This is a genomic window from Micromonospora sp. CB01531, assembly GCF_001905095.1.
Classification (GTDB): domain Bacteria; phylum Actinomycetota; class Actinomycetes; order Mycobacteriales; family Micromonosporaceae; genus Micromonospora.
In genome coordinates this window covers 325,211-347,785 of the sequence record NZ_LWLS01000072.1, presented here as the reverse complement: position 1 = coordinate 347,785, position 22,575 = coordinate 325,211, and the positions used below count along the sequence as shown (strand labels likewise).

General features: G+C 73.4%; 21 protein-coding genes and 1 riboswitch. Of the genes, 7 read left to right on the top strand and 14 right to left on the bottom strand.

Going from position 1 to position 22,575, the window contains the following annotated elements; all coding sequences use genetic code 11:
• The first annotated feature begins 172 nt into the window (after positions 1-172).
• Positions 173-261: riboswitch (ZMP/ZTP riboswitch) on the top strand.
• 18 nt (positions 262-279) lie between these two features.
• The gene (locus tag A6A27_RS20860; protein WP_073836291.1) at positions 280-1,716 is read left to right on the top strand and encodes a glycine hydroxymethyltransferase; all 1,437 of its coding nucleotides are present in this window, start codon (positions 280-282) and stop codon (positions 1,714-1,716) included.
• Between the two features lie 183 nt (positions 1,717-1,899).
• On the opposite strand, the gene A6A27_RS20855 is transcribed toward A6A27_RS20860, so the two are convergent.
• The 6 genes from A6A27_RS20855 to A6A27_RS20830 form a co-directional block, all read right to left on the bottom strand.
• The gene (locus tag A6A27_RS20855; protein WP_073836290.1) at positions 1,900-2,151 is read right to left on the bottom strand and encodes a hypothetical protein; all 252 of its coding nucleotides are present in this window, start codon (positions 2,149-2,151) and stop codon (positions 1,900-1,902) included.
• Positions 2,152-2,220: 69 nt separating this feature from the next.
• Positions 2,221-3,534 (bottom strand): aminotransferase-like domain-containing protein, encoded by a 1,314-nt coding sequence (locus tag A6A27_RS20850; protein ID WP_073836289.1) that lies wholly within the window; start codon positions 3,532-3,534, stop codon positions 2,221-2,223.
• Position 3,535: 1 nt separating this feature from the next.
• Positions 3,536-4,597 carry an alpha-hydroxy acid oxidase gene (locus tag A6A27_RS20845; protein ID WP_073836330.1) on the bottom strand — a complete coding sequence of 354 codons (1,062 nt, stop codon included), beginning with the start codon at positions 4,595-4,597 and terminating at the stop codon, positions 3,536-3,538.
• Positions 4,598-4,796: 199 nt separating this feature from the next.
• Positions 4,797-5,777, bottom strand: a complete 981-nt coding sequence (locus A6A27_RS20840) for an alpha/beta hydrolase (protein ID WP_073836288.1) — start codon at positions 5,775-5,777, stop codon at positions 4,797-4,799.
• Positions 5,778-5,786: 9 nt separating this feature from the next.
• Entirely contained in the window at positions 5,787-7,004 is a 1,218-nt protein-coding gene (locus tag A6A27_RS20835; RefSeq protein ID WP_073836287.1) for a cytochrome P450, read from the bottom strand.
• A gap of 59 nt (positions 7,005-7,063) precedes the next feature.
• Positions 7,064-8,374, bottom strand: coding sequence for an SGNH/GDSL hydrolase family protein (locus tag A6A27_RS20830; protein ID WP_073836286.1), 1,311 nt, complete (start codon positions 8,372-8,374; stop codon positions 7,064-7,066).
• Between the two features lie 234 nt (positions 8,375-8,608).
• Here A6A27_RS20830 and A6A27_RS20825 point away from each other — a divergent pair, with 234 nt between their 5' ends.
• Together A6A27_RS20825 and A6A27_RS20820 are read left to right on the top strand one after the other, a co-directional pair.
• Positions 8,609-10,177 carry a class I adenylate-forming enzyme family protein gene (locus A6A27_RS20825; protein ID WP_073836285.1) on the top strand — a complete coding sequence of 523 codons (1,569 nt, stop codon included), beginning with the start codon at positions 8,609-8,611 and terminating at the stop codon, positions 10,175-10,177.
• Positions 10,174-11,397, top strand: a complete 1,224-nt coding sequence (locus tag A6A27_RS20820; RefSeq protein ID WP_073836284.1) for an MFS transporter — start codon at positions 10,174-10,176, stop codon at positions 11,395-11,397. Before A6A27_RS20825 ends, A6A27_RS20820 begins: the two co-directional genes overlap by 4 nt.
• Positions 11,398-11,418: 21 nt before the next feature.
• Here the strand turns inward: A6A27_RS20820 and A6A27_RS20815 are convergent, their stop codons facing one another.
• Entirely contained in the window at positions 11,419-11,946 is a 528-nt protein-coding gene (locus tag A6A27_RS20815) for a hypothetical protein (protein WP_073836283.1), read from the bottom strand.
• A 163-nt stretch (positions 11,947-12,109) separates the two neighbouring features.
• On the opposite strand from A6A27_RS20815, the gene A6A27_RS20810 reads away from it, so the two are divergent.
• Positions 12,110-13,465, top strand: coding sequence for a BTAD domain-containing putative transcriptional regulator (locus A6A27_RS20810; protein WP_073836282.1), 1,356 nt, complete (start codon positions 12,110-12,112; stop codon positions 13,463-13,465).
• Positions 13,466-13,499: 34 nt separating this feature from the next.
• Here the strand turns inward: A6A27_RS20810 and A6A27_RS20805 are convergent, their stop codons facing one another.
• Entirely contained in the window at positions 13,500-14,396 is an 897-nt protein-coding gene (locus tag A6A27_RS20805; RefSeq protein ID WP_073836281.1) for an IS982 family transposase, read from the bottom strand.
• A gap of 89 nt (positions 14,397-14,485) precedes the next feature.
• Here A6A27_RS20805 and A6A27_RS20800 point away from each other — a divergent pair, with 89 nt between their 5' ends.
• Positions 14,486-14,878 (top strand): MmcQ/YjbR family DNA-binding protein, encoded by a 393-nt coding sequence (locus A6A27_RS20800; protein ID WP_073836280.1) that lies wholly within the window; start codon positions 14,486-14,488, stop codon positions 14,876-14,878.
• Positions 14,875-15,549 (top strand): HAD family hydrolase, encoded by a 675-nt coding sequence (locus A6A27_RS20795; RefSeq protein WP_241825363.1) that lies wholly within the window; start codon positions 14,875-14,877, stop codon positions 15,547-15,549. The genes A6A27_RS20800 and A6A27_RS20795 overlap by 4 nt, the downstream gene beginning before the upstream one ends.
• A 6-nt stretch (positions 15,550-15,555) precedes the next feature.
• On the opposite strand, the gene A6A27_RS20790 is transcribed toward A6A27_RS20795, so the two are convergent.
• The gene (locus A6A27_RS20790; protein ID WP_158074021.1) at positions 15,556-16,029 is read right to left on the bottom strand and encodes a TIGR00725 family protein; all 474 of its coding nucleotides are present in this window, start codon (positions 16,027-16,029) and stop codon (positions 15,556-15,558) included.
• A 107-nt stretch (positions 16,030-16,136) separates the two neighbouring features.
• Between A6A27_RS20790 and A6A27_RS20785 the strand changes: the two genes are divergently transcribed.
• Entirely contained in the window at positions 16,137-16,856 is a 720-nt protein-coding gene (locus tag A6A27_RS20785; RefSeq protein ID WP_073836278.1) for an SGNH/GDSL hydrolase family protein, read from the top strand.
• A gap of 108 nt (positions 16,857-16,964) precedes the next feature.
• On the opposite strand, the gene A6A27_RS20780 is transcribed toward A6A27_RS20785, so the two are convergent.
• The 5 genes from A6A27_RS20780 to A6A27_RS20760 all read right to left on the bottom strand — a co-directional run bounded on the left by A6A27_RS20780 (position 16,965) and on the right by A6A27_RS20760 (position 22,575).
• Positions 16,965-18,047, bottom strand: coding sequence for a hypothetical protein (locus A6A27_RS20780; protein ID WP_073836277.1), 1,083 nt, complete (start codon positions 18,045-18,047; stop codon positions 16,965-16,967).
• A 441-nt stretch (positions 18,048-18,488) separates the two neighbouring features.
• Positions 18,489-19,844, bottom strand: coding sequence for a hypothetical protein (locus tag A6A27_RS20775; RefSeq protein ID WP_073836276.1), 1,356 nt, complete (start codon positions 19,842-19,844; stop codon positions 18,489-18,491).
• Between the two features lie 3 nt (positions 19,845-19,847).
• Positions 19,848-20,813, bottom strand: coding sequence for an alpha-ketoacid dehydrogenase subunit beta (locus A6A27_RS20770; RefSeq protein ID WP_073836275.1), 966 nt, complete (start codon positions 20,811-20,813; stop codon positions 19,848-19,850).
• The gene (locus A6A27_RS20765) at positions 20,813-21,781 is read right to left on the bottom strand and encodes a thiamine pyrophosphate-dependent dehydrogenase E1 component subunit alpha (protein WP_073836274.1); all 969 of its coding nucleotides are present in this window, start codon (positions 21,779-21,781) and stop codon (positions 20,813-20,815) included. The genes A6A27_RS20770 and A6A27_RS20765 overlap by 1 nt, the downstream gene beginning before the upstream one ends.
• The gene (locus tag A6A27_RS20760) at positions 21,778-22,575 is read right to left on the bottom strand and encodes a DUF3050 domain-containing protein (protein WP_073836273.1); all 798 of its coding nucleotides are present in this window, start codon (positions 22,573-22,575) and stop codon (positions 21,778-21,780) included. The genes A6A27_RS20765 and A6A27_RS20760 overlap by 4 nt, the downstream gene beginning before the upstream one ends.

The following is a 22,575-nucleotide window of genomic DNA, read 5'->3' as shown; positions in this document are numbered from 1 at the left end:
GCTATTACGGATTTCCCAACGGAGTCCTTCAGGCGTGGAGAGGAGGTCAACGAGAGCGTGCTGCACCACGTCACGTGGCACGGGACCCAGCGGGGCCGGGTCCGCGACCAGGTCCCCGCCGCCGCCTCGTACGGAGGTGGACCGGGCCGGTCCGGGCGGACCCGGTAGGATCGGCGCGGGCCGTGACTGGCGCGTGGGATGGAGCACCATCGGGGAGCGGTCCCGTCACGAGGACGCACGCCGAGCGCCTGGGCCTTCCGCACGTCATCAGGAGGTCGCATGTCGCTGAACGCCGAATCCACCGCCTTCCGCAGTGCGCTGGAGGTGATCCGCGCCGTCGAGCCGCGGGTGGCGGACGCCATCGGGGCGGAGCTGGCCGACCAGCGTGAGTCGCTCAAGCTCATCGCCAGCGAGAACTACGCCTCCCCCGCCACCCTGCTGGCCATGGGCAACTGGTTCAGCGACAAGTACGCCGAGGGCACCGTCGGACGCCGCTTCTACGCGGGCTGCCAGAACGTGGACACCGTCGAGGCGCTCGCCGCCGAGCACGCCCGGGAGCTGTTCGGTGCGGCCCACGCGTACGTGCAGCCGCACTCCGGCATCGACGCCAACCTGGTCGCCTTCTGGGCGGTCCTGGCCGACCGGGTGGAGTCCCCGGCCCTGAAGAAGGCCCAGGTACGCCAGGTCAACGAGCTGACCGAGGCGGACTGGTTCGCGCTGCGCCGGGAGCTGGGCAACCAGCGGATGCTCGGCATGTCGCTGGACGCCGGTGGGCACCTGACCCACGGCTTCCGGCCGAACATCTCCGGCAAGATGTTCGACCAGCGCAGCTACGGCACCGACCCGGCCACCGGGCTGATCGACTACGACAAGGTCGCCGAGGCGGCGCGGGAGTTCAAGCCGCTGATCCTGGTCGCCGGCTACTCGGCGTACCCCCGGAAGGTCAACTTCCGGATCATGCGGGAGATCGCCGACGAGGTCGGCGCCACCTTCATGGTCGACATGGCGCACTTCGCCGGCCTGGTCGCGGGCAAGGTCTTCACCGGCGACTTCGACCCGGTGCCGCACGCGCACATCGTCACCACCACCACCCACAAGTCGCTGCGCGGCCCGCGCGGCGGCATGGTGCTCTGCGGCCCGGAGCTGGCCGACCAGGTCGACCGCGGCTGCCCGATGGTGCTCGGCGGCCCGCTGCCGCACGTGATGGCCGCCAAGGCGGTCGCGCTGGCCGAGGCCCGCCGTCCCGAGTTCGCCGACTACGCGCAGCGCATCGTCGCCAACGCGCAGGCGCTCGCCGAGGGGCTGCTGCGCCGGGGCGCGAAGCTGGTCACCGGGGGCACCGACAACCACCTGGTGCTGATCGACGTCTCTGGGTACGGCCTCACCGGCCGGCAGGCCGAGCAGGCGCTGCTGGACTCGGGCATTGTCACCAACCGCAACGCAGTGCCGCAGGACCCGAACGGCGCCTGGTACACCTCGGGCATCCGGATCGGCACCCCGGCGCTGACCACCCGGGGCCTCGGCACCGCCGAGATGGACGCCACCGCCGAGCTGATCCACGCCGTGCTCACCCAGACCACCGCGGGTGCGAACGCTGACGGCACCCCGTCCAAGGCGAAGTACGTGCTCGACGCGGCCCTGGCGGACAAGGTGAGCAAGCAGGCCAGCGAGCTGCTCGCCACCTTCCCCCTCTACCCCGCCGTCAACCTCGCCTGACCGCCCGCCCGCGCCCGGCATCCCCGACGCCCCGCCCGGCATCCGGCCGCGCGGGGCGTCGGCACATCCGGCTGGCCCACCCGTTGATCATGAGGTTAGCGGAAAACGCTCTTTCCACTGCCTACCTCATGATCAACGGGGTGGGCCCGGGGCCAGTGGGGCAGGCGCAGGGGCAGGGCTTGGTCAGCGGAGGGGGCGTTTGAGGTGGTAGCGGTGCACCTCGGTGCTGCCCTGGACGTTGTTTACGTCCTCGGCGGCGGAGACCAGCTCCCAGCCTTCCCGGCCGACCCGGTTGAGGTGCCCGATGGCGGTGTCCCCGTACGCCGTCACATCGGTGCGCGACCCGTCCGGGGCGTACCAGACGAACGTGACGTGGAAATTCCGGCCCTGCCCCTGATAGCGGCGGACCAGCAACGCGTACTCCCAGGCAACCATCCGTCCATTATCTACGGTGGCTTCGACGCCCGGACACACGGGTGGTGGCGGACCGGCGACCCTGTGCTGTCACGCCGGGGCGGCCAGCGCGGCCAGTTCGTCGGTGACCAGGGCGGCGAGCCGGTCCAGGCCCAGGTCGATCTGGTCCGGGGTGACCGCGCTGACCGACAGCCGCAGGGCGTTCACCGTCGCCCCGTCGTCGTAGAAGTGGGCCATCGGGGTCCAGAGCACGCCGTACTCGCGGGCCGAGCGGTGCAGCAGCGCATCGTCCACGCCGAAGGGCACGGTCACCACCACGAAGAAGCCGCCGGCCGGCACGTTCCAGCGCACCGGGCCGCCGGCCGGGAAGCGGCGGGCCAACCCGTCGACCATGTGCCGCAGGTTGCGGGCGTACGCGGCCCGCTCCCGCGCGTTCGCCGCGACCAGTGAGCAGTCGTGGGCCAGCAGCGCCCCGCCGATCACCGCCTGGGCGATCGGCGAGGTGTTCACGGTGACCATGCTTTTGATCTTGGCGAGCTGGTCGGCGAGCGGGCCGACCGTCCCGTCGGAGCCGGCGACCCGCTGGTCGGCGACCACGTACCCGACTCGGGCGCCGGGCAGCACGGTCTTGGCGAACGAGCCGAGGTAGACCACGCGGCGCCGGCTGTCCAGCGCCTTGAGCGTCGGCCGCCGCTCGGTGCCCCCGGCCGGGAAGAGGCCGTACGGGTTGTCCTCGATGAGCAGCAGCTCCTCCTCGACGGCGAGGTCGAGCAGCCGCCGCCGCTGCGCCAGGTCCATGCTGACCCCGGACGGGTTGGCGAAGTCGGGCATCACGTAGCAGGCGCGCGGGCGCAGCCCCTCGGACCGGGCCAGGCGCAGCTGCGCGCGCAGGTCGGCCAGGTCGATCCCGTCCGGGCCGCCGGTGACCGGGCGTACCGGCAGGTCGACCAGGCGGGCCGCACCGGTCAGCCCGACGTACGTGGGGGCGACGGCGAGCAGTACGTCCTCCGGTCCGGCCCGCAGCGCCCGCAGCGCCAGGAACATCGCCTCCTGGCAACCGACCGTCACCACGATCGTCTCCGGGTCGACGGTGATCTGCTCGTCGACGGCCAGGTTGCGGGCGATCAGGTGGTGCACGATGCCCTTGGTCCGGCCGTACTGGAGCAGGGTGCGGTCGACCTGGGCGGGGCTGAGTCCGAGGTCGTCGGCGAGGTGCCGGCGGAAGGTGTCCAGGTGCCGGTGCAGGACGGCGGAGTCGAAGAACTCCTCATAGGGCCGACCGGCGGCGAGCGAGACCGCGTCCGGGTAGTGCTGCGCCACCTCGTTGAGGAAGTTCATCGAGTTCAGCGCGGGGTCGTCGACACTGCGGTGCAGGGCCGCGACGGTCAGGTCCACCGGCTCCACGTCAGCCTCCGGTCAGGGTACGCAGGTGCCGGGCCGCCGCCGGGTCGGCACAGCCGGTCAGGGTGAGCGCGTCGCGCAGCTCGGCGGCGAGCAGCGCCAGGGCGGCCTCGGCGCCGGCCCGGCCGCCGGCCGCCAGGGCCCAGAGCAACGGCCGGCCGACCAGCACGCCGGCCGCGCCGAGGGCGAGGGCGCGCAGCACGTCGGTGCCGCTGCGCACGCCGCTGTCCAGCAGCACGGCGCAGCGGTCCGCCACCGCGGCGACCACCTCGGGCAGCATGGTCGCGGTGGCGGGGGCGCCGTCGAACTGCCGCCCGCCGTGGTTGGAGACCACCACGGCGTCCGCGCCGGCCTCCGCGGCGCGGACCGCGTCGCGCGGGTCCAGGACACCCTTCACCAGCAACGGCAGCCGGGTACGCTCCCGCAGCCAGGCCAGGTCGGCCCAGCTCAGGGCCGGGGCGAAGACCGCGCCGGTGTGCACCGCGACGGCGGACACCCCGGGGGTGCCCTGGTGGGCAAGGTCGTCGCGGCCACCGGGCAGGTTCGCCGCGGTGACCTGCGGCGGCAGGGCGAAGCCGTTGCGGAGGTCGCGCAGCCGCCGGCCGAGCACCGGCACGTCGACGGTGACCATCAGCGCGGCGCAGCCGGCGGCGTGGGCCCGGTCCAGCAGGTCGGCCACCAGGCCCCGGTCACGCAGCCAGTAGAGCTGGAACCAGAGGCTGCCACCGGCCGCGGTGATCTCCTCGATCGGTGTGCTGCCCAGGGTGCTCGCCACGTAGGGCACGCCGGCGGTCCGGGCGGCGGCGGCCAGGCCGAGCTCCCCGTCCGGGTGCAGCAGCCGCTGGTACGCCATCGGCGCGACCGCCACCGGCAGGGCGTAGGTGCCGCCGGGCAGCGCCGCCTCGGTGCGTGGGTCCACCCCGGTCAGCACCCGGGGCAGCACCGCCACCCGGTCCAGGGCGGCCCGGTTGGCCGCGATGGTCGTCTCGGCGCCGCTGCCGCCGGCCACGAAGTCCCACACGTCGCCGGGCAGCACGGCCCGGGCCAGTTCGGCGAAGTCGGCCAGACTGGCCGGCGGGACGAACCCGGCAGCGGCCGAGGCGCCGGCGGCCGGTCCGGCCGGCGCGACCGGGTCCGAGACGGGCGGTCCGGCCGGGGCGGTCGCGTCCGGTACGGCCGGACCGCCGCCGGACGGGGCCGCCGACGCGCATCCATCCGGCCCGGCCGGCGCCGGCCGGCATCCGAGCACCAGCTCGTCGGTCGGCTCAGCCACGGTCCGGCCCACCCGCCACCGACCCGGCCGCCGACGCGACCCCCAGCCCGAAGCGGTTCCGAAGGAAGGCGGCCGCCTGCTCCTGCGCCCGGCGGCCCGCGTCGAACACGCCGGGCATGGCGAAGAATCCGTGGATCATGCCGGCGTAGCGGGTCAGGTCGGTGGGCACCCCGGCGTTCCGCAGCCGCCCGGCGTACCGCTCGCCCTCGTCGCGCAGCGGGTCGTGTTCCGCGGTGATCATCAGCGCCGGGGGCAGGCCGGACAGGTCCTCGGCGAGCAGCGGCGAGGCGAGCGGGTGGGCCGCGTCGGCCGGGTCGGCCAGGTAGTGCCGCCGGTACCAGTCGACCGAGTGCCGGTTGAACAGCAGCGCGTCCTCGTCGTCGGCCGGCCCGGCGGCGGGCCGCTGGTCGGTGTTCGGGTAGACCAGCAGCTGGGCGGCGAGCCGGGGGCCGCCGTGCGCGCGGGCCAGCAGGGTGACCGCGGCGGCGAGGTTGCCGCCGGCGCTGTCCCCGCCCACCGCGAGCCGGTCCGGGTCGACCCGGTACTCTTCGGCGTGCCCGGCCAGCCGGCGCAGCGCCGCGTAGCAGTCGTCCACCGCGGCCGGGAACCGGTGCTCGGGGGCCAGCCGGTAGCCGACGGTCACCGTCTGGCAGGGCGTGGCGTTGGCCAGCCGCCGGCAGATCCCGTCGGCGGTGTCCACGCTGCCGAGCGTCCAGCCACCGCCGAAGAAGTAGACCAGCGTGGGCAGGGGACCGTCGCCGGCCGGCCGGTGGATGCGCACCGGGAGCGGCCTGTCCGGGCCGGGGAGGTGGATGTCGCGTACCTCGTGGACCGGCTCGACCGCGCCGGCGCCGGCGCGGATCGCGGCGAGGTCGGCCGCGCGGGCCTCGGCCAGGGTCTGCGTGTAGAGCGGTGCGGTGCCGGCGGCCGCCCGTTCGGCCCGGTACGCGACCACCTGCGGATCGAGCGCCATCACGTCCTCCTAGTTGCCGGTGGTGACGAAGAGCTTGTCGATGCCGCGCAGGAACAGGCTGCCGCTGTACGTGAAGGGCTGGGTGATCGTCAGACGGGGGAAGCGGGCGAAGAGCCGGGGCAGGGCGAGCCGCCCCTCCAGCCGGGACACCGCCGAGCCGAGGCAGAAGTGCAGTCCCACCCCGAAGGCGAGCGACGGCGGGCCGGCGCGGTGCGGGTCGAAGCGGTCCGGGTCGGGGAAACGGGACGGGTCGCGGTTGGCCGCGGCGATCAGCAGCAGCACGTTCTCGTCCCGCCCGACCGGTACGCCGCCAAGCTCGGTGTCGCGCGGCGCGGAGCGGGCCAGGAAGTGCACCGGGCTCTCCATCCGCAGGACCTCGTCCACGCAGCCCCGGGCCAGCGCGTCGTCGCCGGGCAGCGCGGCGACCACGTCGGGGTGGCCCAGCAGCAGCGGCAGGCCGTTGCTGAACATGTAGACGGTGGTGACGAAGCTGGCGTTGAACAGCACGATCAGGTTGCTGATCAGCTCTTCCTCGGTCAGCTCGGCCCCGCCCGCGTCCAGCACCTCGACCAGCCCGCTGATCAGGTCCTCGCCGGGCTGCCGGCGCCGGTGGGCGATCAGGTCCCGGTAGTACGCGCGCAGCTCGTCGGCGGCCTGGTTGGCCCGGGCCAGCCGTTCCGGGGTCTTGCCGGCGACGTCCATGTACTCGTCGATCCAGTCGACCCGCTGCCGGTACCAGGCCAGGTCGGCCTCGGGCAGGCCGATGAACTCGGCCATCACCAGCGCCGGGACCGGGTACGCGAAGTCGGCGACGAAGTCGACCTCGCCCCCGTCGGCGCCGACCTCGGCCAGCCGGTCCAGCCGCTCCTCGACGACCCGGACGATCACCGGCTCCAGCGCACCCAGCCGGCGCGGGGTGAACGTCTTCGCGAAGACGGCCCGCATCCGGGTGTGGTCCGGCGGGTTGATGAACATCATGGAGGTGAGGAAGGTACGCAGGATCTCCTGCTCCTGCCAGCCCGGCGGGCTGCCCTTGTACCACTCGGGGTCGCGCAGCACCTGGTCGACCAGGTCGTACCCGCCGGCGACGGCGGTGACGGTGCTGTGCTCGGCGCGGGTCGGGATGGCGCTGATCGGCCCGTGCTCGTGCAGGGCCGCGTACCACGGATAGGGGTCCTGCCGGCCCGGTTCGCTGTAGAGGCCGGTCAGGATCTCGTCGACGTCCATCGTTCCTCCCCAGGATCGGCGGCGGGGGCGGCGTGCTGTCCACGCCGCCCCCGCCGGTGTCACAGCCCGAGCAGCCGTAGCGGTACGGCGTCCGCCATCGCCTGGGCCCCGGTGTCGTTCGGGTGGATGTGGTCCCCGGCGTCGTACGCCGGCAGCAGCCGCGCGGGGTGACCCGGGTCGCGCAGCACCGCGTCGAAGTCGAGCACCCCGTCGAACTCGGTCGCGCCCGTGCCGCGCAGCCAGCTGTTCACCGCCTGCCGGGTGGCCTCCTTCTCCGCCGTCCACACCCCGGGGCCGCCGTTGCCCTCGTACGGGGTGATGGTGCCGACCAGGCTGGTCAGGCCGCGGGCCTGGGCCTGCCGGTTGATCTGCCGCAGCGAGGCGATGACGCTCTCCGCGCTGTCGCCGTTCATCCAGATGTCGTTGATGCCCAGGTGGGTGATCAGGGTCCGCACCCCGGTCTGCGGGAAGACGTCCTCGTTGAGCCGGGCCAGCGCGTTGGGGCCGAGCTCGTAGTAGCCGGGGAAGCCGCCCGCGCCGGGCTCGGTGCCCTCGTGGTTGAGCCGGTTGCCGGACAGGCTCAGATTCAGCACGCCCGGGGTGCGTACCTCGGGGCGGGCGTCGATGAGCCGCTTGGCGAGCAGGTCCGGCCAGCGCCGGTCGGCGTTGACCGTGCTGCCGTTGCCGTCGCCGATGGAGTCGCCGAGCACGACCACCGCGCCGGGGCTGAGCCGGCGTTCCACGTCGATGCCGGACAGGAACATCCAGCAGCAGTTGGGCCGGATAGTGAAGCCGGTGCCGGCGGCCGCGGTGGTGAGGTCGCCGGCGCCGATGAAGTTGGTGACGCGGGACTGCCCGTGGAAGGTGACCGGGCCGGTGAGCACCGGGAAGTAGAGGGTGACGACCAGGTCCTCCTGCTCCTGCACCGGGAAGGCCAGGGGGTCGCTGAGCAGCTCGGCGCCCTTGTGGATGGTGGCCGACGCGGCGCCGTCGAAGGTCAGCGGCTGGACGCTGGCCGGGTCGATGTCGGACAGGTCGTCGGGGGTGGTGGTGTCGGGTCGGGCGACGGTGGCGTGCCCGACCTGCACGGCCTGCTCGCCGTAGAGGTTGGTCAGCCGGACCCGGAGCCGGTCACCGCCGACGGTGGTCTGCACGGCCATCCGGATGCTCTGGTTGTTCAGGCCGGTGTTGGTCAGGCCGACGGTGTTGCCGCGGGTCACCGCGGCGGCCCAGCTGCCCGCCCACTCGGTACGCCCCGGCCGGGCGCCGTCGTTGTCGGCGGGGCCGGCGCTCGCGGTGACGGCCGGAGTGCCGGCGATCAGCATCGTTGCGGCGAAAGCTATGACGTGCCATCTCTTCGGGGTCGGCATTGATCCTCCATCGTTGGCAGCCCCGGGCGTGGCACGAGTCGGCGACACGGCCCGGGCGATGGACCGGAAACTAGCCGTCGACGATGACGAGCGTCAATCAACCTGATCGACATCATCGAATGCCCGCCGGGTGCCGGCCGACGCCGTTCGGCTCTGTCCTGTCCCGACCCGGCGTGCCTAGGCTCAAACCCGGCGGCGGTGCGGTCGCCGACCCTGGCACCTGGGGGCGCTGCGATGACTGATCAGCCGAACTACGTGCACGAGGCATTGGAGCTGTTCGCGCGGTTCGGCGACCGGGAGGCTCTCGTCGGCGGAAATCGCCGGCTGGCCTATGCCGAGGTCGCCGCCGAGGTGCGCGGCCTGGCCGGCGCGCTGCTGCGGCACGGCGTACGCCCCGGCGACGCGGTGCTGGTGATGCTCGGCAACCCGGTCGAGGGGCCGCTGCTGCAACTGGCGCTGCACCTGCTCGGCTGCCGGAGCATGTGGATCGCCCCGGTGACCTCGCGGCGGGAGGTCGACGAGTTCGTCGCGCTGGCCCGCCCCGACGCCTTCGTCCACGACCCCCGCGACCCGGTCGGCGCGGAGATCGCCGCCGGGCTGGCCGGCGTACCGGTGCTCTGCCTCGGGCCGGACGGCGCCGGGCCGGACCTCACCGCAGGCGGCGAGCCGGTGGAACTGCCCGCCACGGTGCCCGCGCCGGAGTCGTTCCTGCAGACCAGCGGCACCACCGGCACGCCGAAGCTGGTGCACCACCGGGAGAACTTCTACCGGCAGGTCCTCGCCCTGGCCGCCGACTTCTGGGCGGCCGGCCTCCCGCTGCTGCGGCACTTGTCGCACTCGCCGATGTGGCTGGCCAGCGGCCAGATCACCACGCTGTTCAACCTGTTCACCGGCGGGGTGCTGGTCCTGCGCGAACGGTGGGACCCGGAGGCGTTCATCCGGACCGTGGACGCCGAGCGGCTCACCTCCACCTTCGTCACCCCGCCGATGCTCTACGAGGTGCTCGACCATCCGGCGCTGGACGGCGCCGACTTCTCCGCCATGTTCATGTTCAACGTGGGCGCCGGGCCCGCCGCGCCGGCCCGGCTGCGCCAGGCGATCGCGCGCTTCGGCCCGTGCCTGCGCATCGTGTACGGGCTGAGCGAGGCCGTGGTGATCTGCGCCCTGCCCGGGCTGACCGACGACCCGGAACACCCGGAGCGGCTGCGCTCCTGCGGCCGGCCGTACGGGGACGTGGCGATGGAGATCCGGGACCCCGACGGCCGGGTGCTGCCGCCCGGCGAGGACGGCGAGGTGTGGGTACGCACCAAACTCAGTTTCGCCGGCTACCACGGCCAGCCCGAACTGACCGCCGAGACGCTGGTCGACGGCTGGGTACGGACCCGCGACATCGGCCACCTCGACACCGACGGCTACCTCTACCTGGTCGACCGGCTCCAGGACCGGATCCTCACCCGGCAGCGAAGCTGGCCGATCTACTCCCGCCCGATCGAGGACGTGCTCGCCGCCCACCCCGAGGTACGCGCCGCCGCCGTCATCGGCGTACCGGACCCGGTGGCCGGTGAGCTGCCGTACGCGTACGTGGTGCCCGCGCCGGGGGCGACGGTGACCGGGGACGACCTGATCGCGCTGGTCACCCGGGAGCTGAGCGAGACCTGGGCGCCCGGCGCGGTGGAGTTCGTCGAGGCGCTGCCGCTGAACCGCTCCGCCAAGGTGGACAAACGGGCCCTGCGCGCCCGGTACGCCGCCGCCCATCCGACCGACACGGACGCGGTGGGCACGGTGATCGGCAGCCCGGCGTGACCCCGCGCCGGGAGCTGTACACCCTGGTCGGCGCGGACCTGCTGTCCAACCTGGGCACCCGGATCTCGGTGGTGGCCATCCCCTGGCTGGTGCTGGAGACCACCGGCAGCCCGACCCGGATGGGTCTGGTCGCGGCGGCGGAGACCCTGCCGTACATGCTTTCCAGCGCCCTCGCGACCCCGTGGGCGGACCGGTTCGGGGTGCGGCGTACCGCCGTCACGGTCGACGCCGCCAGCGCGGCGGCGATGGCGGTGGTGGCGCTGGCTCCCTGGCTGGGTTTCGGGGCGCTGCTGGCGCTGGTCGCGGTGGCCGGTGGGCTGCGCGGCATCGGCGACCGGGTCAAGCATGTGCTGTTCAAGCCCGCCGCCGAGCGCGCCGGTGTGCCGCTGATCCGGCTCACCTCCGCCTACGACGGCCTGGCCCGGGGCATGACACTGTTCGGGGCGGTGCTCGGCGGGCTGCTGATCGACTGGGTGGGAGTGACCCGGGCGATCTGGATCGACGCGGCCACCTTTGCGGTCTGCGCGCTGCTCATCGGGGTGCTGGTCCGGCCACCCGCCCCGGCGGAGCCGGCGCCCCGGGAGAGCTACCTACGGGCGCTGCGCGGCGGCTTCGGCTACCTGCGCACCGACCGGGCACTGCTGACCATGCTGGTGGTGGTCTCGGCGTCGAACATGTTCGCCAACGCCAGCGTCGCGGTGTGGATCCCGCTCTGGGTGGACCGGGTGCTCGGCGACCCGGCCGGCTTCGGCCTGGTGCTCGGCATCTTCTCGGGCGGGGCGCTGCTGGGCAACCTGCTGTTCACGCTGGCCGGCACGCGGTTGCCCCGCCGGTCGACCTTCGCGCTGGGGCTGGCGCTCAGCGGCGCGCCCCGGCTGCTGGCGCTCGCCCTCAGCGACGAACTGGTGGTGGTGCTCACCGTGACGTTCCTGTCCGGGGTGGCGATCGCGGCGGTGAACCCGCTGCTCGGCGCGGCCCTGTACGAGCGGGTGCCGGCGCCGCTGCAGACCCGGGTGCTGGGCATCTCCGGGTCGGTGGCCTTCCTGGGCCTGCCGGTGGGGGCGCTGCTCGGCGGCTGGTCGGTGGCGGCCCTCGGGTTGACCCCGGCGCTGCTGGTGATGGCGGCGGCCTGTCTGGTGCTGACCGTGGGACCGCTGCTGCTGCCCCGGCCCCGCGCCGACCGCCCGGCGGCGGAGCCGGCGATGTCCACCCCGGCCTGATCCCGGGGCCGCCGCCCGATGTCAGTCCAGGTCCGTGCAGACGTTGTGAGTTGTGCCGTGCACCATGGTGAGGGTCTTGAAGTTCGTCGGGGAGAACTCGACGACGAACTGCCCGTCGATGAGCCACGCGCCGCGCGGCAGATTGCCTCCGTTCTCGCCGAAACCGAACAGCACCGGCCCGGTCACGTACCAGGTCGTCGAGCCGTCCGTGGCGTACTCGACCATCGCCATGCCGCCCGCGTCCAGCAGGGTGCTGACCCCGGTCGCGGTGTTCGTCACCCTGGTCAGCAGGGCGCCCTGGTACATCTCCCGACGCGGCGAACCGTCCGGGAACTCAGCCAGCACCTTCTTGCGGACCTCGTCCAGCACGGCCTCGACGTGGATCGGGAAGTCGCACCGGGCACCGGCAGGCTGGTCGAACGGCTGCTGCGGAGCCGGCACCCAGCCGTGCCCGCCGCCGTTCCCGGCCGCCCCGGCCGGAGTGGTGGACACCGTGGCCACCAGGGCGCCTACGACGAGGGCGGCCCCGAGGTTGAACATCCGACGCATGATCACTCCATTCTTGACGCACGATCAGGACCCAGGCTCGCCAACGCCGCTCACCAGATCCTCACCACGCGGTCCGTCACCCGCGCGCCGTGATCGAACTCCGGGCGCACACCGGCTCGTTGGAGATGACAACCTGAGGCGGGTGCCAGGCGGTCAACCCGACATGGAATTCCGACTGCTCGGCCCGTTCGAGGCGTACCAGGACGGCGAACCGGTCGCGCTCAGCAACCGGCGGCAGGAGCGCTGCCTCCTCGCCCTCCTGCTGCTCGACCCGGGCCGCCTGGTGCGCACCGACCGGCTCATCGAACTGCTCTGGAACGGCCAGCCGCCGGCCTCGGCCCGGGGCGTCGTGCAGACGTACGTCGGGCGGCTCCGCGCCGCCCTGGTGCCGTACCGGGTCACCATCGGCAGCCGGCGCGACGGCTACCTGGTGGAGGCCGACGGATATCAGATCGACATCGACGAGTTCAGCCGCCTCAGCTACCGGGCCAGCGACGCCACCGACCCGGCCGAACGGCTGTCCCTGCTCGATCGGGCGCTGGCCCTCTGGCGCGGCCCGCTGCTCGCCGACACCGCCGACGATGAGCTGCGCGAGCGGCTGCACGGGCCGCTGGAGGAGCTCCGCCTCACCGGCGTCGAACTGCGGGCCGAGGCCCAGCTCGCGCTCGGCCAGCACGCCCGGGTGGCCGCCGAGCTGGCCCCGCTGGTCGCCCGGCACCCGACCCGGGAACAGCTCGTCGGCACCCTGATGACCGCGCTGTACCAGGGTGGCCGGCAGGCCGAGGCGTTGACCCTCTACCAGACCACCTGGCACGCCCTGGTGGACAACCTCGGCGTCGATCCCGGGACGAGGCTGCGCGAGGTGCACCGGCGGATCCTCCGCGCGGACCACCGGCTCGACCGCCCGGGCCGCCGAATGTACGAGGTACGGGTACGCGGTGAGAGCCTGCCATGGAGCGTCGGCGGGCACCCGGCGCTCGAATTCTGCAACACCTTCGCCGGCTGGCAGCACCCGGCGCCACAGCCCGGCGCCGAGTGGCTGCGCGGCTACCGCACCCTGGCGGTGTGGGCCGGTCACGTCGGGCTGGTCGACGACGTCGCGGTGGCCCGGCTCATCGAACTGGCCCGGCGTGATCCCCGCGAGGCCGCCGCCGTGCTCGACGAGGCTCGGACGTTGCGCACCCGGTTGTACGCCTGCCTCACCGCCCCGGACGACCACCGCGCCTTCGACGCGGTGGCCCGTCACGCCGAGGCGGCCGCGCAGGTGCAGGTGTTCCGACGCGGGGTGGACGGCCGCGGCCGGTGGTGGCCGGACCTGCGGGCCGGGCTGCGGCTTCCGGTGCACGCGGTCGCCTGGAGCGCTGCGGAACTCCTCGCCGACCCACGCCGGCTCACCATCCGGACCTGCCCCGATCCGGCGTGCGGCTGGCTGTTCCTCGACGACAGCGGACTGCGTCGCTGGTGCAGCCTCGGCACGTGCGGCCGGTCGGGCGCGGGCGCCCTGTGTCACATCGCTTGAGCCACTAGATGATTGAGTCCGAAGTTCGGGCTGGTCAGTGGTCGTATGCGATGAGTGATCGTTTCCTGGGTGCGCCGGTGTTGGTGTTGTGCCAGATGCAGGTGGCCATCGCGAGCAGACGCTGGCCGACGCGGGCGTAGATGCCGGCCCGGTGGCGGGCTCCGTGTTGTTCGAGACTGAGTTGGCCTTTGAGGGTGTCGAAGATCGCCTCGATCCACTGGCGCATGAGCAGCAGACGTCGTTCGGTGCAGCTCGGCGTCGAGTCCCGGGTGCCTTTGCGGGCGGGGCGCAGCAGGTGGACACCGAGGTCGTCGAGGAACGCCTCGAACGTCTGACCGGCGAAGCCCCGGTCGGCCAGGATCACCTGCCCGGACTGGACGAGGTGGTGGTCGACTTCCAGCAGGGCGGCCAGGACGTCGCGTTCGTCGAGTTTCGGGTTGGCCAGGCACCAGGTCACCGGCATGCCCTCGACGGTGGTGACCAGATACAGGCGCATGCCCCAGAAGTAGCGGGAGTGGGAGGCGCAGTAGCCGTAGCCGGCGTCGCCTGCCAGGTCGGAGCGTTTCGCGGTCTCGCGAGAGGCTCCGCAGGGCACGGGTGTGGAATCGACCAGCCGCAGGATCGGTACCCCGGTCGGGGTGTTCTCGGCCAGATGTCGGATCGCTGCGGCGATCAGCGGACCGGCGGCTCGTAGCCGTTTGCCGTATCCGGACTGGTCAGGGATGTAGGGGAACAGGTGGCGCAGGTTCTTGCGGGCGTAGCGGATCCAGTGCCGTTCACGGGGGAAGTCGAGCAGGACCTGCGCGATGGCCAGGCACAGCAGTTCGGCGTCGGACAGCAGGGGCGGGCGACCGATCCGGCGACGACCGATGACGTGATCGTCGAGGAACACGTAGAGTGCGGTCAGAAGGGTATCGAGGTCTGTCTTCACAAACTGACATCGATACCCTTCGCCGTGTCCAAGTCAAGCTGCCCAGTCACACAGCTCAGACTTCGGACTCAATCATCTAGAGTCGGCCCATGGCGACCTGGGATGACGTACGCCGGATCGCGCTCGCCCTGCCGGAGACCACCGAGCGGGGCAGCCACGACGACCTGCCCGCCTGGCGGGTCCGGGACAAGTCCTTCGTCTGGGAACGGCCGCTGCGCCGCGCCGACCTCGACGCCCTGGGCGACGCCGCCCCCGACGGCCCGATCCTCGGCGTCCGGGTGCCCGACCTGGGCGCCAAGGAGGCGCTGCTGGCCGATGATCCCACCGTCTACTTCACCACCCCGCACTTCGACGGGTACCCGGCCGTGCTGGTCCGGCTCGACCGGATCGACGTCGATGAGCTGGCCGAGCTGATCACCGAGGCGTGGTACGCCCGCGCCCCGAAGCGGCTCGCCGCCGCGTACCGGTCGGAGGCGCGGTGAGCACTGCCCCACGTCCCGGCTCACCGTCCGTGCGCCGGGAGCACGCGCGGATGGACGGAATCGTCTTCGACATGGACGGCACCCTGATCGAGTCGCACGCGGTGGTGCCGGCGGCGTACCGGGCCGCCATCGTGGACGGCGGCGGGCCGGCCCTGTCCGACGCCGAGATCATCGCGGGGTATTCGCTCGGTCCGCCGGCCGCGCTGCTGACGCACCTGATCGGGCGCCCGGCCACCGAAGTCGACCTGGCCTGCTACCACGAGCACCTCGCCACGCTCGCGGAGCGGGTGGCGGTCTATCCCGGCGTGGCCGAGGCGCTCGCCGACGTCGCCGGCCGGGTGCCGGTCGGTCTCTTCACCGGAGCCAGCCACCGGGCCGCCGAGATCCTGCTCGACCGGGCCGGCCTGCGCGGACACTTCCGGGTGGTCCTCGGCGGGGACGAGGTCGCGCGGCCCAAGCCGCACCCGGACGGTGTCGAGCTGGCCTGCCGGCTGCTGGGGCTCGATCCCCACCGTGCCGCGTACGTCGGTGACTCGCCGCTCGACCTGCGGGCCGCCCGGAGCAGCGGCGCGATGGCCGTGGCGGCCGGCTGGGGCCACCAGTACGACGCCGCGGAGCCGGCGGACCTGGCCGCCGGACGGCCGGAGGAGCTGCTGTCGCTGCTCGGCTGACCCCGGTCAGCCCGGCCGGCGCAGCGCGACGTCGACCGCCTCCTCCGGGGTGTCGACGTGCCGCGGGCCGGGCAGCGGAGCACCGGCCGGGTCGAGGATCTGCCAGCCGCCGAGCACGGCCACCGGGACACCGCGCCGCATCGCCAGCGCCACCTCGCTGAGGGTGCCCCACGAGCCGCCGACGGCGATCACCGCATCGGCGCTCCACACCAGGATCGCGTTGCGGGCCTGTCCCATGTTGGTCACCACCGCCGCCGACACGTCGGCCTCACCCGGGTCGGTGCCGTCGTCGGGGCGTACCCCGATCACCAGGCCGCCGCGGGACCGGGCGCCGGCGGCGACGGCGGCCATCACCCCGCCTCCCCCGCCGCAGAGCACGACGGCCCCGTGCTGCGCGAGCAACTCCCCCACCCGCCGCGCCCACGCCTCCTCGCCCGCCGACGCCTTCGCCGGCCCACACACCGCCACCTGCACCCACATCCCTCCATTGCGGCAGTTGATCATGGGGTTAGCGGCGCGACACGCCGGGTGAACGGCCGCCAACCTCATGATCGACGCAGCGAGGGCGGGTGGGTTAGCGTGCGAGAGTGGGATCGACGTTGACCGAAGCGACGGATCCGTGGTGCCTCCGCCCGGGCGAGGCCGCCGAGCTGCTGCGGGGGCATCCGTGGCGGCGGTTCGTGGTGCTGGGCGACAGCGTGGCCGAGGGGCTGTGCGAGCCGGTCCACGGCTACTCCGACCTGCAGTGGGCCGACCGGATCGCCGCCGAGCTGCGCGCGGTCCAGGCCGGACTGGCCTACCGCAACCTGGGGCGGCGTGGGCTGCGCGCGCACGAGGTGCGGACGGCCCAGCTGGCGTCGGCGCTGGCGTTCGGCCCGGACCTGGCGCTGGTGGTGTGCGGTGGCAACGACGCCTTCCGGCCCGGCTACAACCCGGACGCGGTCGACGCCGAACTGTCCGTGATGATCACCGCCCTCCAGGACGCCGGGGCGAGCGTGATCACGGTCGGCATGTTCGACGTCTCGCACAGCCCCGCCGTCCCCGAGGCGCTGCGAGCCGGCCTGCGGGAGCGGATGCGTCAACTGTCGACCCACACCGGTCGGCTGGCCGAGCGGCTCGGCACCCTGCACGTGCACCTCACCGACCACCCGGCCGTCGCCGACCCGTCGCTGTACAGCGGCGACGGCCGGCACGGCAGCGCCCGCAGCGACGCCATCGCCACCGCCGAGACCCTCCGCGTGCTGGCCGCCCACCTGGCCACGTCGCCACGCCACGTGTCCGACGGGACACAGATCGAACGCCGGTGATGGCACAATCCCGGGATGCCGCCACTGTTCACGACGACCCGCAGTGCAGCGTCCACCAGCGACGACGGGCTGTTCGACGCGGTCGAAGCCGTCCTTCCCGCCCTGGGGTCAGCTGACCCGGTCGTGCCGGACAACGACGCCGGCGCGCTCGGCTGGGGGCTCGCCTGGCGGATGCAGGCGTACCTGCTCATGGCGGAGGCCACCGGCGACCCCAGCTACCTTGGTCGCCTGGCACGCATGGCGGACGCGGTCATCGCGGCTCGGGACCACCTGCGGGGCGTGCGGGACCACCGTGGCCAGAGCCTGCCGGTGTGGAGTTCCGCCAGCAAGTTCACCGTGGCCACCGCCGTGGTCCCGGACGTGACCGGCGCGCCAGCCCTGCACGTGCACCACCTCCCACCGCACGGGGTGAAGGCGGCCGTCCAGGTCACACCGGTCGCGGACGGCCGGTTCGCGCTCACGGTCACCCCGGGCGGCGACCGGCCGCCGATCGTGCTGGCCGACCTCAGCCTCGATCCCACCGACTCGCGCCGCGCCGACCGGATGGCCTACGCGCAGCACAGCGCCGCCGCGCCGGTGACCGTGGACCTGCTCGCCGGGCCGCCGGGTGCCGAGGCGGCGGCGACCGGTGCGCCCGACGCACGCCGGGTACGGCCGGGCAGCTACCCGTGCCGGCCCGCGCGGGTGGTCCTGGCGGCGCAGACCGGGATGATCACCTACCCGCTCGCCGGTCTCGCCCGGCTCGCCCGTGAACGGCCCGACCTGCTGCCGGCCGCCGTCGCGGCGCGTACCGACGACTATCTCGCCGTGGCGCACGAGGCGCTCGCCGGGCACAACCACCAGTGGCGGGTCTCCGCCGACGGGGAGGGCTACTACGTCTGGTTGCCGGACGAGCCGGTCGGATTCGCCGGTGCCGAACTGCCCACCAACGAGTTCCTCGCCGTCGGGCGGACGCTGATCCAGCTGGCCGCCGCGACCGACGACCGCGACTACGCCGACCGGGCGGCCGCCATGGCCCGCACCCTGCGCCGGCAGTTCGCGGTCCGGGCCGGCGGCGGCTTCGTCTGGCCGTACTGGCCCTCGTTCGGCCGGGTCCACGGCGGCTGGGCGAAGACCGGCGATCCGGCCCGCGACGGCTCCCGCTACCGTCCGCAGTTCCATGCCGTGCCGAAGGCCGAGGACGTCACGCACGCGCTGCTCGACATCGACTTCGCCGTGCTGTACCACTCGACACCCGGGCTGCCCGAGGTCTTCACGGAGGCCGACATGCGGGCCCTGGCGCGTACCTTCACCCACCACGTCAGCACGCGCCGCCTCGGCCTGCGGCCAACCGTACGACGCGACGTCAGCGGCACCGGTCGACCCGGCACCGCCCGCCACGAGGCGCACGTCGCGGGCTGGTTGCCACTACGTCGCTGGGACCACGCTGGGACCCCACGGTGGCGAAGGCGGTGTCCGCCGTCCACCGCAGCCGCCGCCCGGTGCCGCCGATGGCCGTCGATGCCTACTGCGCCGCCCTCCTTACCCGCTGGCGCCACCCCTGACCCCGTGTTGATCAAGAAGTTCGCATCGGGAGCCGACTCCGGACGACGCAAACTACTTGATCAACGCAGGTGGGGGTGGGGAGCGGGCTCAGTCGGTGAGGAGGATGCCGGTCATGAGGACGCCGCGGGCCAGGTTGAGCACCGGCTCGCAGCCGGGGTAGCCGACCCGGGCCAGGGCGCCGGAGCCGGTCCGGCCGAACAGGTACGGGGCAAGGCTGTAGGGCACCTCGGCGCTGACCGTCTCGCCGGTCTCGATCTGCACGAAGTCCATCGCCACCCGGTCGGCCTCGTGGTAGCGCTGCAGGATGTTGCCGCCCGCGTCGATTGCGGCGCGGATGCCGTCCTCCCAGGCCACCGCGCTCATCTCCCGGCCGATCAGCACCCCGTGCCCGGCCGAGCCACCGGCCGGCTTCGCCACCAGGTCGGCCTGCTCGGCCAGGGCGCGGTCCAACTGGTCGGCGGTGAGCGCCACGGTGTGCGGGACGTACCGGCGGATCAGCGCCTGGTCGGCCGCCGACAGCAACGCCAGGTCGGCCCAGAGCCAGGCGTAGTTCAGCTTGTTGCTGAGCAGCCAGGCGGCGGTGCTGACGAACATCGGCAGGGTGCCGGCCGCGAGGGCCCCGGCGACCGCGTCCAGGCCGGCGCTGGGGGTGACCCGGTTCGGCACGAACAGCCGGAACAGCGCGGCCACCGGGCCACCGCCGACCACCAGTCGCTGCTCCTCGTCCAGGGTGGCGGTGGAGACCGGGGCGATGATCAGGTCGATGCCGAACCGCTTGGCCTGGTCGGCGAGCGGGGAGAGGATCCGGATGAACGTCTCCGGGTCGTCCAGCCCCGGGTACTCGGCGTCGAAGTCCATCAGCAGCGCCACCCGGGCCCCCTCGGCCAGAGCGAGGGTGTCCCGGATCGCCACGAACCGCTGGTCCAGCAGGGACGGCGCCGGGCGGGCCGGCAGCCCGTCGAGCAGGCCGTGCTGGCGGTAGAGGTCGGCGTACCGGTAGATCACGGTGTCCGCGTCGAAGCCGCCGCCGAGGCTGCTGTCGATGTTGTACTCCACGATGCACGGCACGCCGCCGGAGAGCAGCACGTCCGGCCGGTACGCGGCGAGCAGCCCCTCGTGCAGCGGCTCGTCCTCGTCGAGCAGCTTGGTCTCCCCCGCCGGCACGTCGAGCAGCCGGCGCAGCTCGCCGGCGGTGCGGGCGCGCCGCTGGCACGCCTCGAGGATGAGCTGGGCGATCCGGTCGCAGACCTCGTTCAGCTCGCGGAACGCGTCGGCGGTGAGCACCGGTGGCCGGGCCAGCCGCCACTGCTTGTTGTACGTCGCCCGGCCGTGGTGGATCCGCTCCCACTCGGCGGCGCCGGCGGCCACCATCGCCCTGCGGGTCGACTCGGGAAGGTCGGTCCACGCCTGCTCGGCGGGCGGCCACGGGTAGTTCGGGTCCATCGGTCAACCGTCCTTCACGGTGAGTTGGATGGCGGCGGTGAGCTGGTCGCGGCCGGGCTGCACGGCCCGGTCCAGGGCGGGCGCGAAGGGCAGCACGGCGCCGTCCGGGCGGGTGACCCGGCGGGGCGGCGCGAGCAGCCGCACCCGTTCGACCACGGTGGCGATGATCTCGCCGGCGATGCCGCAGGACCGGTTGGAGTCGTCCACCACCACGAGGCGCCCGGTACGGGACACCGACTCGACCAGCCCGTCCCAGTCGAACGGGTACAGCGTCCGGGGGTCGAAGACCTCCACCGACACCTGGCCGGCGAGGTCGCCGGCGACGGCCAGCGCGTCGTGCACCAGGTGCCCGACCGCGACCACGGTGACGTCGGTGCCGGCCCGGCGGACCACGCCCCGGCCGAGCGGCACCGGGGCCGGGTCGGCGACGTCGGCCCGCAGGTCCATCGCCCCGGCGGGGGCGAACACCACCACCGGGTCGTCGCAGCGGATCGCCGACACCAGCAGCCCGTACGCGTCGGCGGGGGTGGCCGGCACCACGGTGGTCACCCCGACGTGGGCGAAGAGACTGTACGGGTGGTCGGAGTGCTGCCCGGCCCAGCCGGTCCGGGAGCCGGAACCGGGCACCAGGTAGGTGACCGGCACGGCGCACTGCCCGCCGGTCATCAGCGGGAACTTGTGGGCGTGGTTGACGATCTGCTCGAAGACCAGGAAGAGCAGCGACGGGATCTGGAACTCGATCACCGGCCGCAGCCCGGCCAGCGCGGCGCCGGTGGCGAAGCTGGTGAACGCCTGCTCGGACAGCGGGGTGTCGACGACCCGCTCTGGCCCGAACCGTTTGAGCAGCCCGGAGGTGACGTTCGCGGCGGCCACCCGGATGTCCTCGCCGAGCAGGAAGACCGACTCGTCGCGGGTCATCTCGTCGGCGAGCGCGCGGGTGAGCGCCCTGCGGTAGGACAGCCGGGGCATCAGCCACCTCCGGTCCGGGCGGTCAGCCCGCTGGCGTACAGGTGCTCCAACGCCCCGGCCGGGTCCGGGGCCGGGCTGGCCAGGGCATACTCAACGGCCGCCGCCAGGGTCGCCTCGACCTCGGCGTCGACGGCGTCCCGAACCGACCGCGGCAGCCGCGCGCCCTGGATCGCGACCGGGTCGCGGGCGCGGCCCCGGGCCACCTCGGCCGGCGGGCGGTAGTCGAGGCGTACCACGTGCTCGAAGGTGTGGTGGGCGTCGAACCGGTAGGTGTGCGCCTCGACCAGTTCCGGGCCACCGCCGGCACGCATCCGGGTGACGGCGGCAGCGGTGGCGTCGCGTACCTCCTCGGGGTCCTGTCCGTCCACGACGGTCGCCGGCATGCCGAACGCCGCCGCGCGGCCGCCGATGGTGCCGGCGACCGCGCCCGCGACGGGCATGGTGGTGGCGTATCCGTTGTTCTCGCAGACGAACAGCACCGGCACCCGCCAGAGCGCGGCCAGGTTGAACGCCTCCAGCAGCATCCCCTCGTTGACCGCGCCGTCGCCGAAGAAGGTCGCGCCCACGATGTCGTCGCCGCGCCGCCGGCGCGCCCACACCGCCCCGGTGAGGATCGCGCCGGCGGCCCCGACGATGGCGTTGGCGCCGAGCACCCCGACGCCGAAGTCGGCGGCGTGCATCGACCCGCCCCGGCCCCGGTTGAGGCCGGTGACCCGGCCGCAGAGCTCGGCGAGCATCCGGGCCGGGTCGGCGCCCTTCGCGAGCACGTGCCCGTGCCCGCGATGGGTGCCGGTCACCAGGTCGTCGTCGCGCAGCGCGGCGCAGACCCCGGCCGCGATCCCCTCCTGCCCGAGGTACGGGTGGATACCGCCGACGATCTCCCCGGCGCGGACCAGTTCGATGGCCCGCTCCTCGAAGCGGCGGATCAGCCGTACCGTCCGGTAGAGCCGGACCGGGTCGTGGGTCACGCCGGGCGCCCCTCCTTGATCGCGGCGAGGATGTCGTCCCAGAGCTTGGCCCGGGCGGCGAGCGCGGCGTTGACGGTGTCCGCGCACTGCTGCCATTTGGCGTCGTCGTCGCCGCACAGGTCGGCGAGCATCTGCATGGCCATCGGGGTGTGCTGCTCCCCGTCGACCTCGATGTGCCGCTCCAGGTAGTCGACGAACTTGTTGAGCCGCTGGTTGCGTTCGTTGACGGCGACGACCTGGGTGAACATCTCGGGGATGAGGTCCTCGCGGCCGAACGCGAAGGCCGCCGCCTGGCAGTGCACCGGGGTGCTGTCGATGATCCGCCAGGTGGTGCCGGCGAACGCCGCGGACGGGGCCGGCACCCCGGCCTCGACCAGCGCTTCGGTCACCGGCCGGCCGGCGCGCAGCAGGTCGATCAGCTTTTCCACGGCCCTGGTGTCCGCGCCGGCCTCCGCCATGCCCTGCACGTAGAGCTCGAAGTGGCTGATGTAGCCGTCGCCCAGCTCGTCGCTCTCCTCCACCATGACGATGTCGTTGATCAGGCGGCGGCTGCCGGTCGGCCCGGTCGGGACCCACGGCACGGTGACGCAGGTGAGCTGGCGCTGCAGCGACTTGAGCAGCGACATGAAGTCCCAGACCGCGAAGACGTGGTGCTCCATGAAGGTGACCAGCGCGTCGTGGTTGTCCAGGTTGGCGTAGAGCGGGTGCTTGACCACCACGTCGCGGCGGTCGGTCACCGCCCGCTCCAGCCGCTCGATGCCCGGGTGCGTCCTACCCCAGTCGTACCGTGACAT

What these genes read in the sequence shown, in the direction of transcription:
- A6A27_RS20860 (WP_073836291.1), top strand. Translation starts at nt 280, where the DNA reads ATGTCGCTGAACGCCGAATCCACCGCCTTCCGCAGTGCGCTGGAGGTG.
- A6A27_RS20855 (WP_073836290.1), bottom strand. Translation starts at nt 2,151, where the DNA reads ATGGTTGCCTGGGAGTACGCGTTGCTGGTCCGCCGCTATCAGGGGCAG.
- A6A27_RS20840 (WP_073836288.1), bottom strand. Translation starts at nt 5,777, where the DNA reads ATGGCGCTCGATCCGCAGGTGGTCGCGTACCGGGCCGAACGGGCGGCC.
- A6A27_RS20835 (WP_073836287.1), bottom strand. Translation starts at nt 7,004, where the DNA reads ATGGACGTCGACGAGATCCTGACCGGCCTCTACAGCGAACCGGGCCGG.
- A6A27_RS20830 (WP_073836286.1), bottom strand. Translation starts at nt 8,374, where the DNA reads ATGCCGACCCCGAAGAGATGGCACGTCATAGCTTTCGCCGCAACGATG.
- A6A27_RS20825 (WP_073836285.1), top strand. Translation starts at nt 8,609, where the DNA reads ATGACTGATCAGCCGAACTACGTGCACGAGGCATTGGAGCTGTTCGCG.
- A6A27_RS20815 (WP_073836283.1), bottom strand. Translation starts at nt 11,946, where the DNA reads ATGCGTCGGATGTTCAACCTCGGGGCCGCCCTCGTCGTAGGCGCCCTG.
- A6A27_RS20810 (WP_073836282.1), top strand. Translation starts at nt 12,110, where the DNA reads ATGGAATTCCGACTGCTCGGCCCGTTCGAGGCGTACCAGGACGGCGAA.
- A6A27_RS20800 (WP_073836280.1), top strand. Translation starts at nt 14,486, where the DNA reads ATGGCGACCTGGGATGACGTACGCCGGATCGCGCTCGCCCTGCCGGAG.
- A6A27_RS20790 (WP_158074021.1), bottom strand. Translation starts at nt 16,029, where the DNA reads ATGTGGGTGCAGGTGGCGGTGTGTGGGCCGGCGAAGGCGTCGGCGGGC.
- A6A27_RS20775 (WP_073836276.1), bottom strand. Translation starts at nt 19,844, where the DNA reads ATGGACCCGAACTACCCGTGGCCGCCCGCCGAGCAGGCGTGGACCGAC.
- A6A27_RS20770 (WP_073836275.1), bottom strand. Translation starts at nt 20,813, where the DNA reads ATGCCCCGGCTGTCCTACCGCAGGGCGCTCACCCGCGCGCTCGCCGAC.
- A6A27_RS20760 (WP_073836273.1), bottom strand. Translation starts at nt 22,575, where the DNA reads ATGTCACGGTACGACTGGGGTAGGACGCACCCGGGCATCGAGCGGCTG.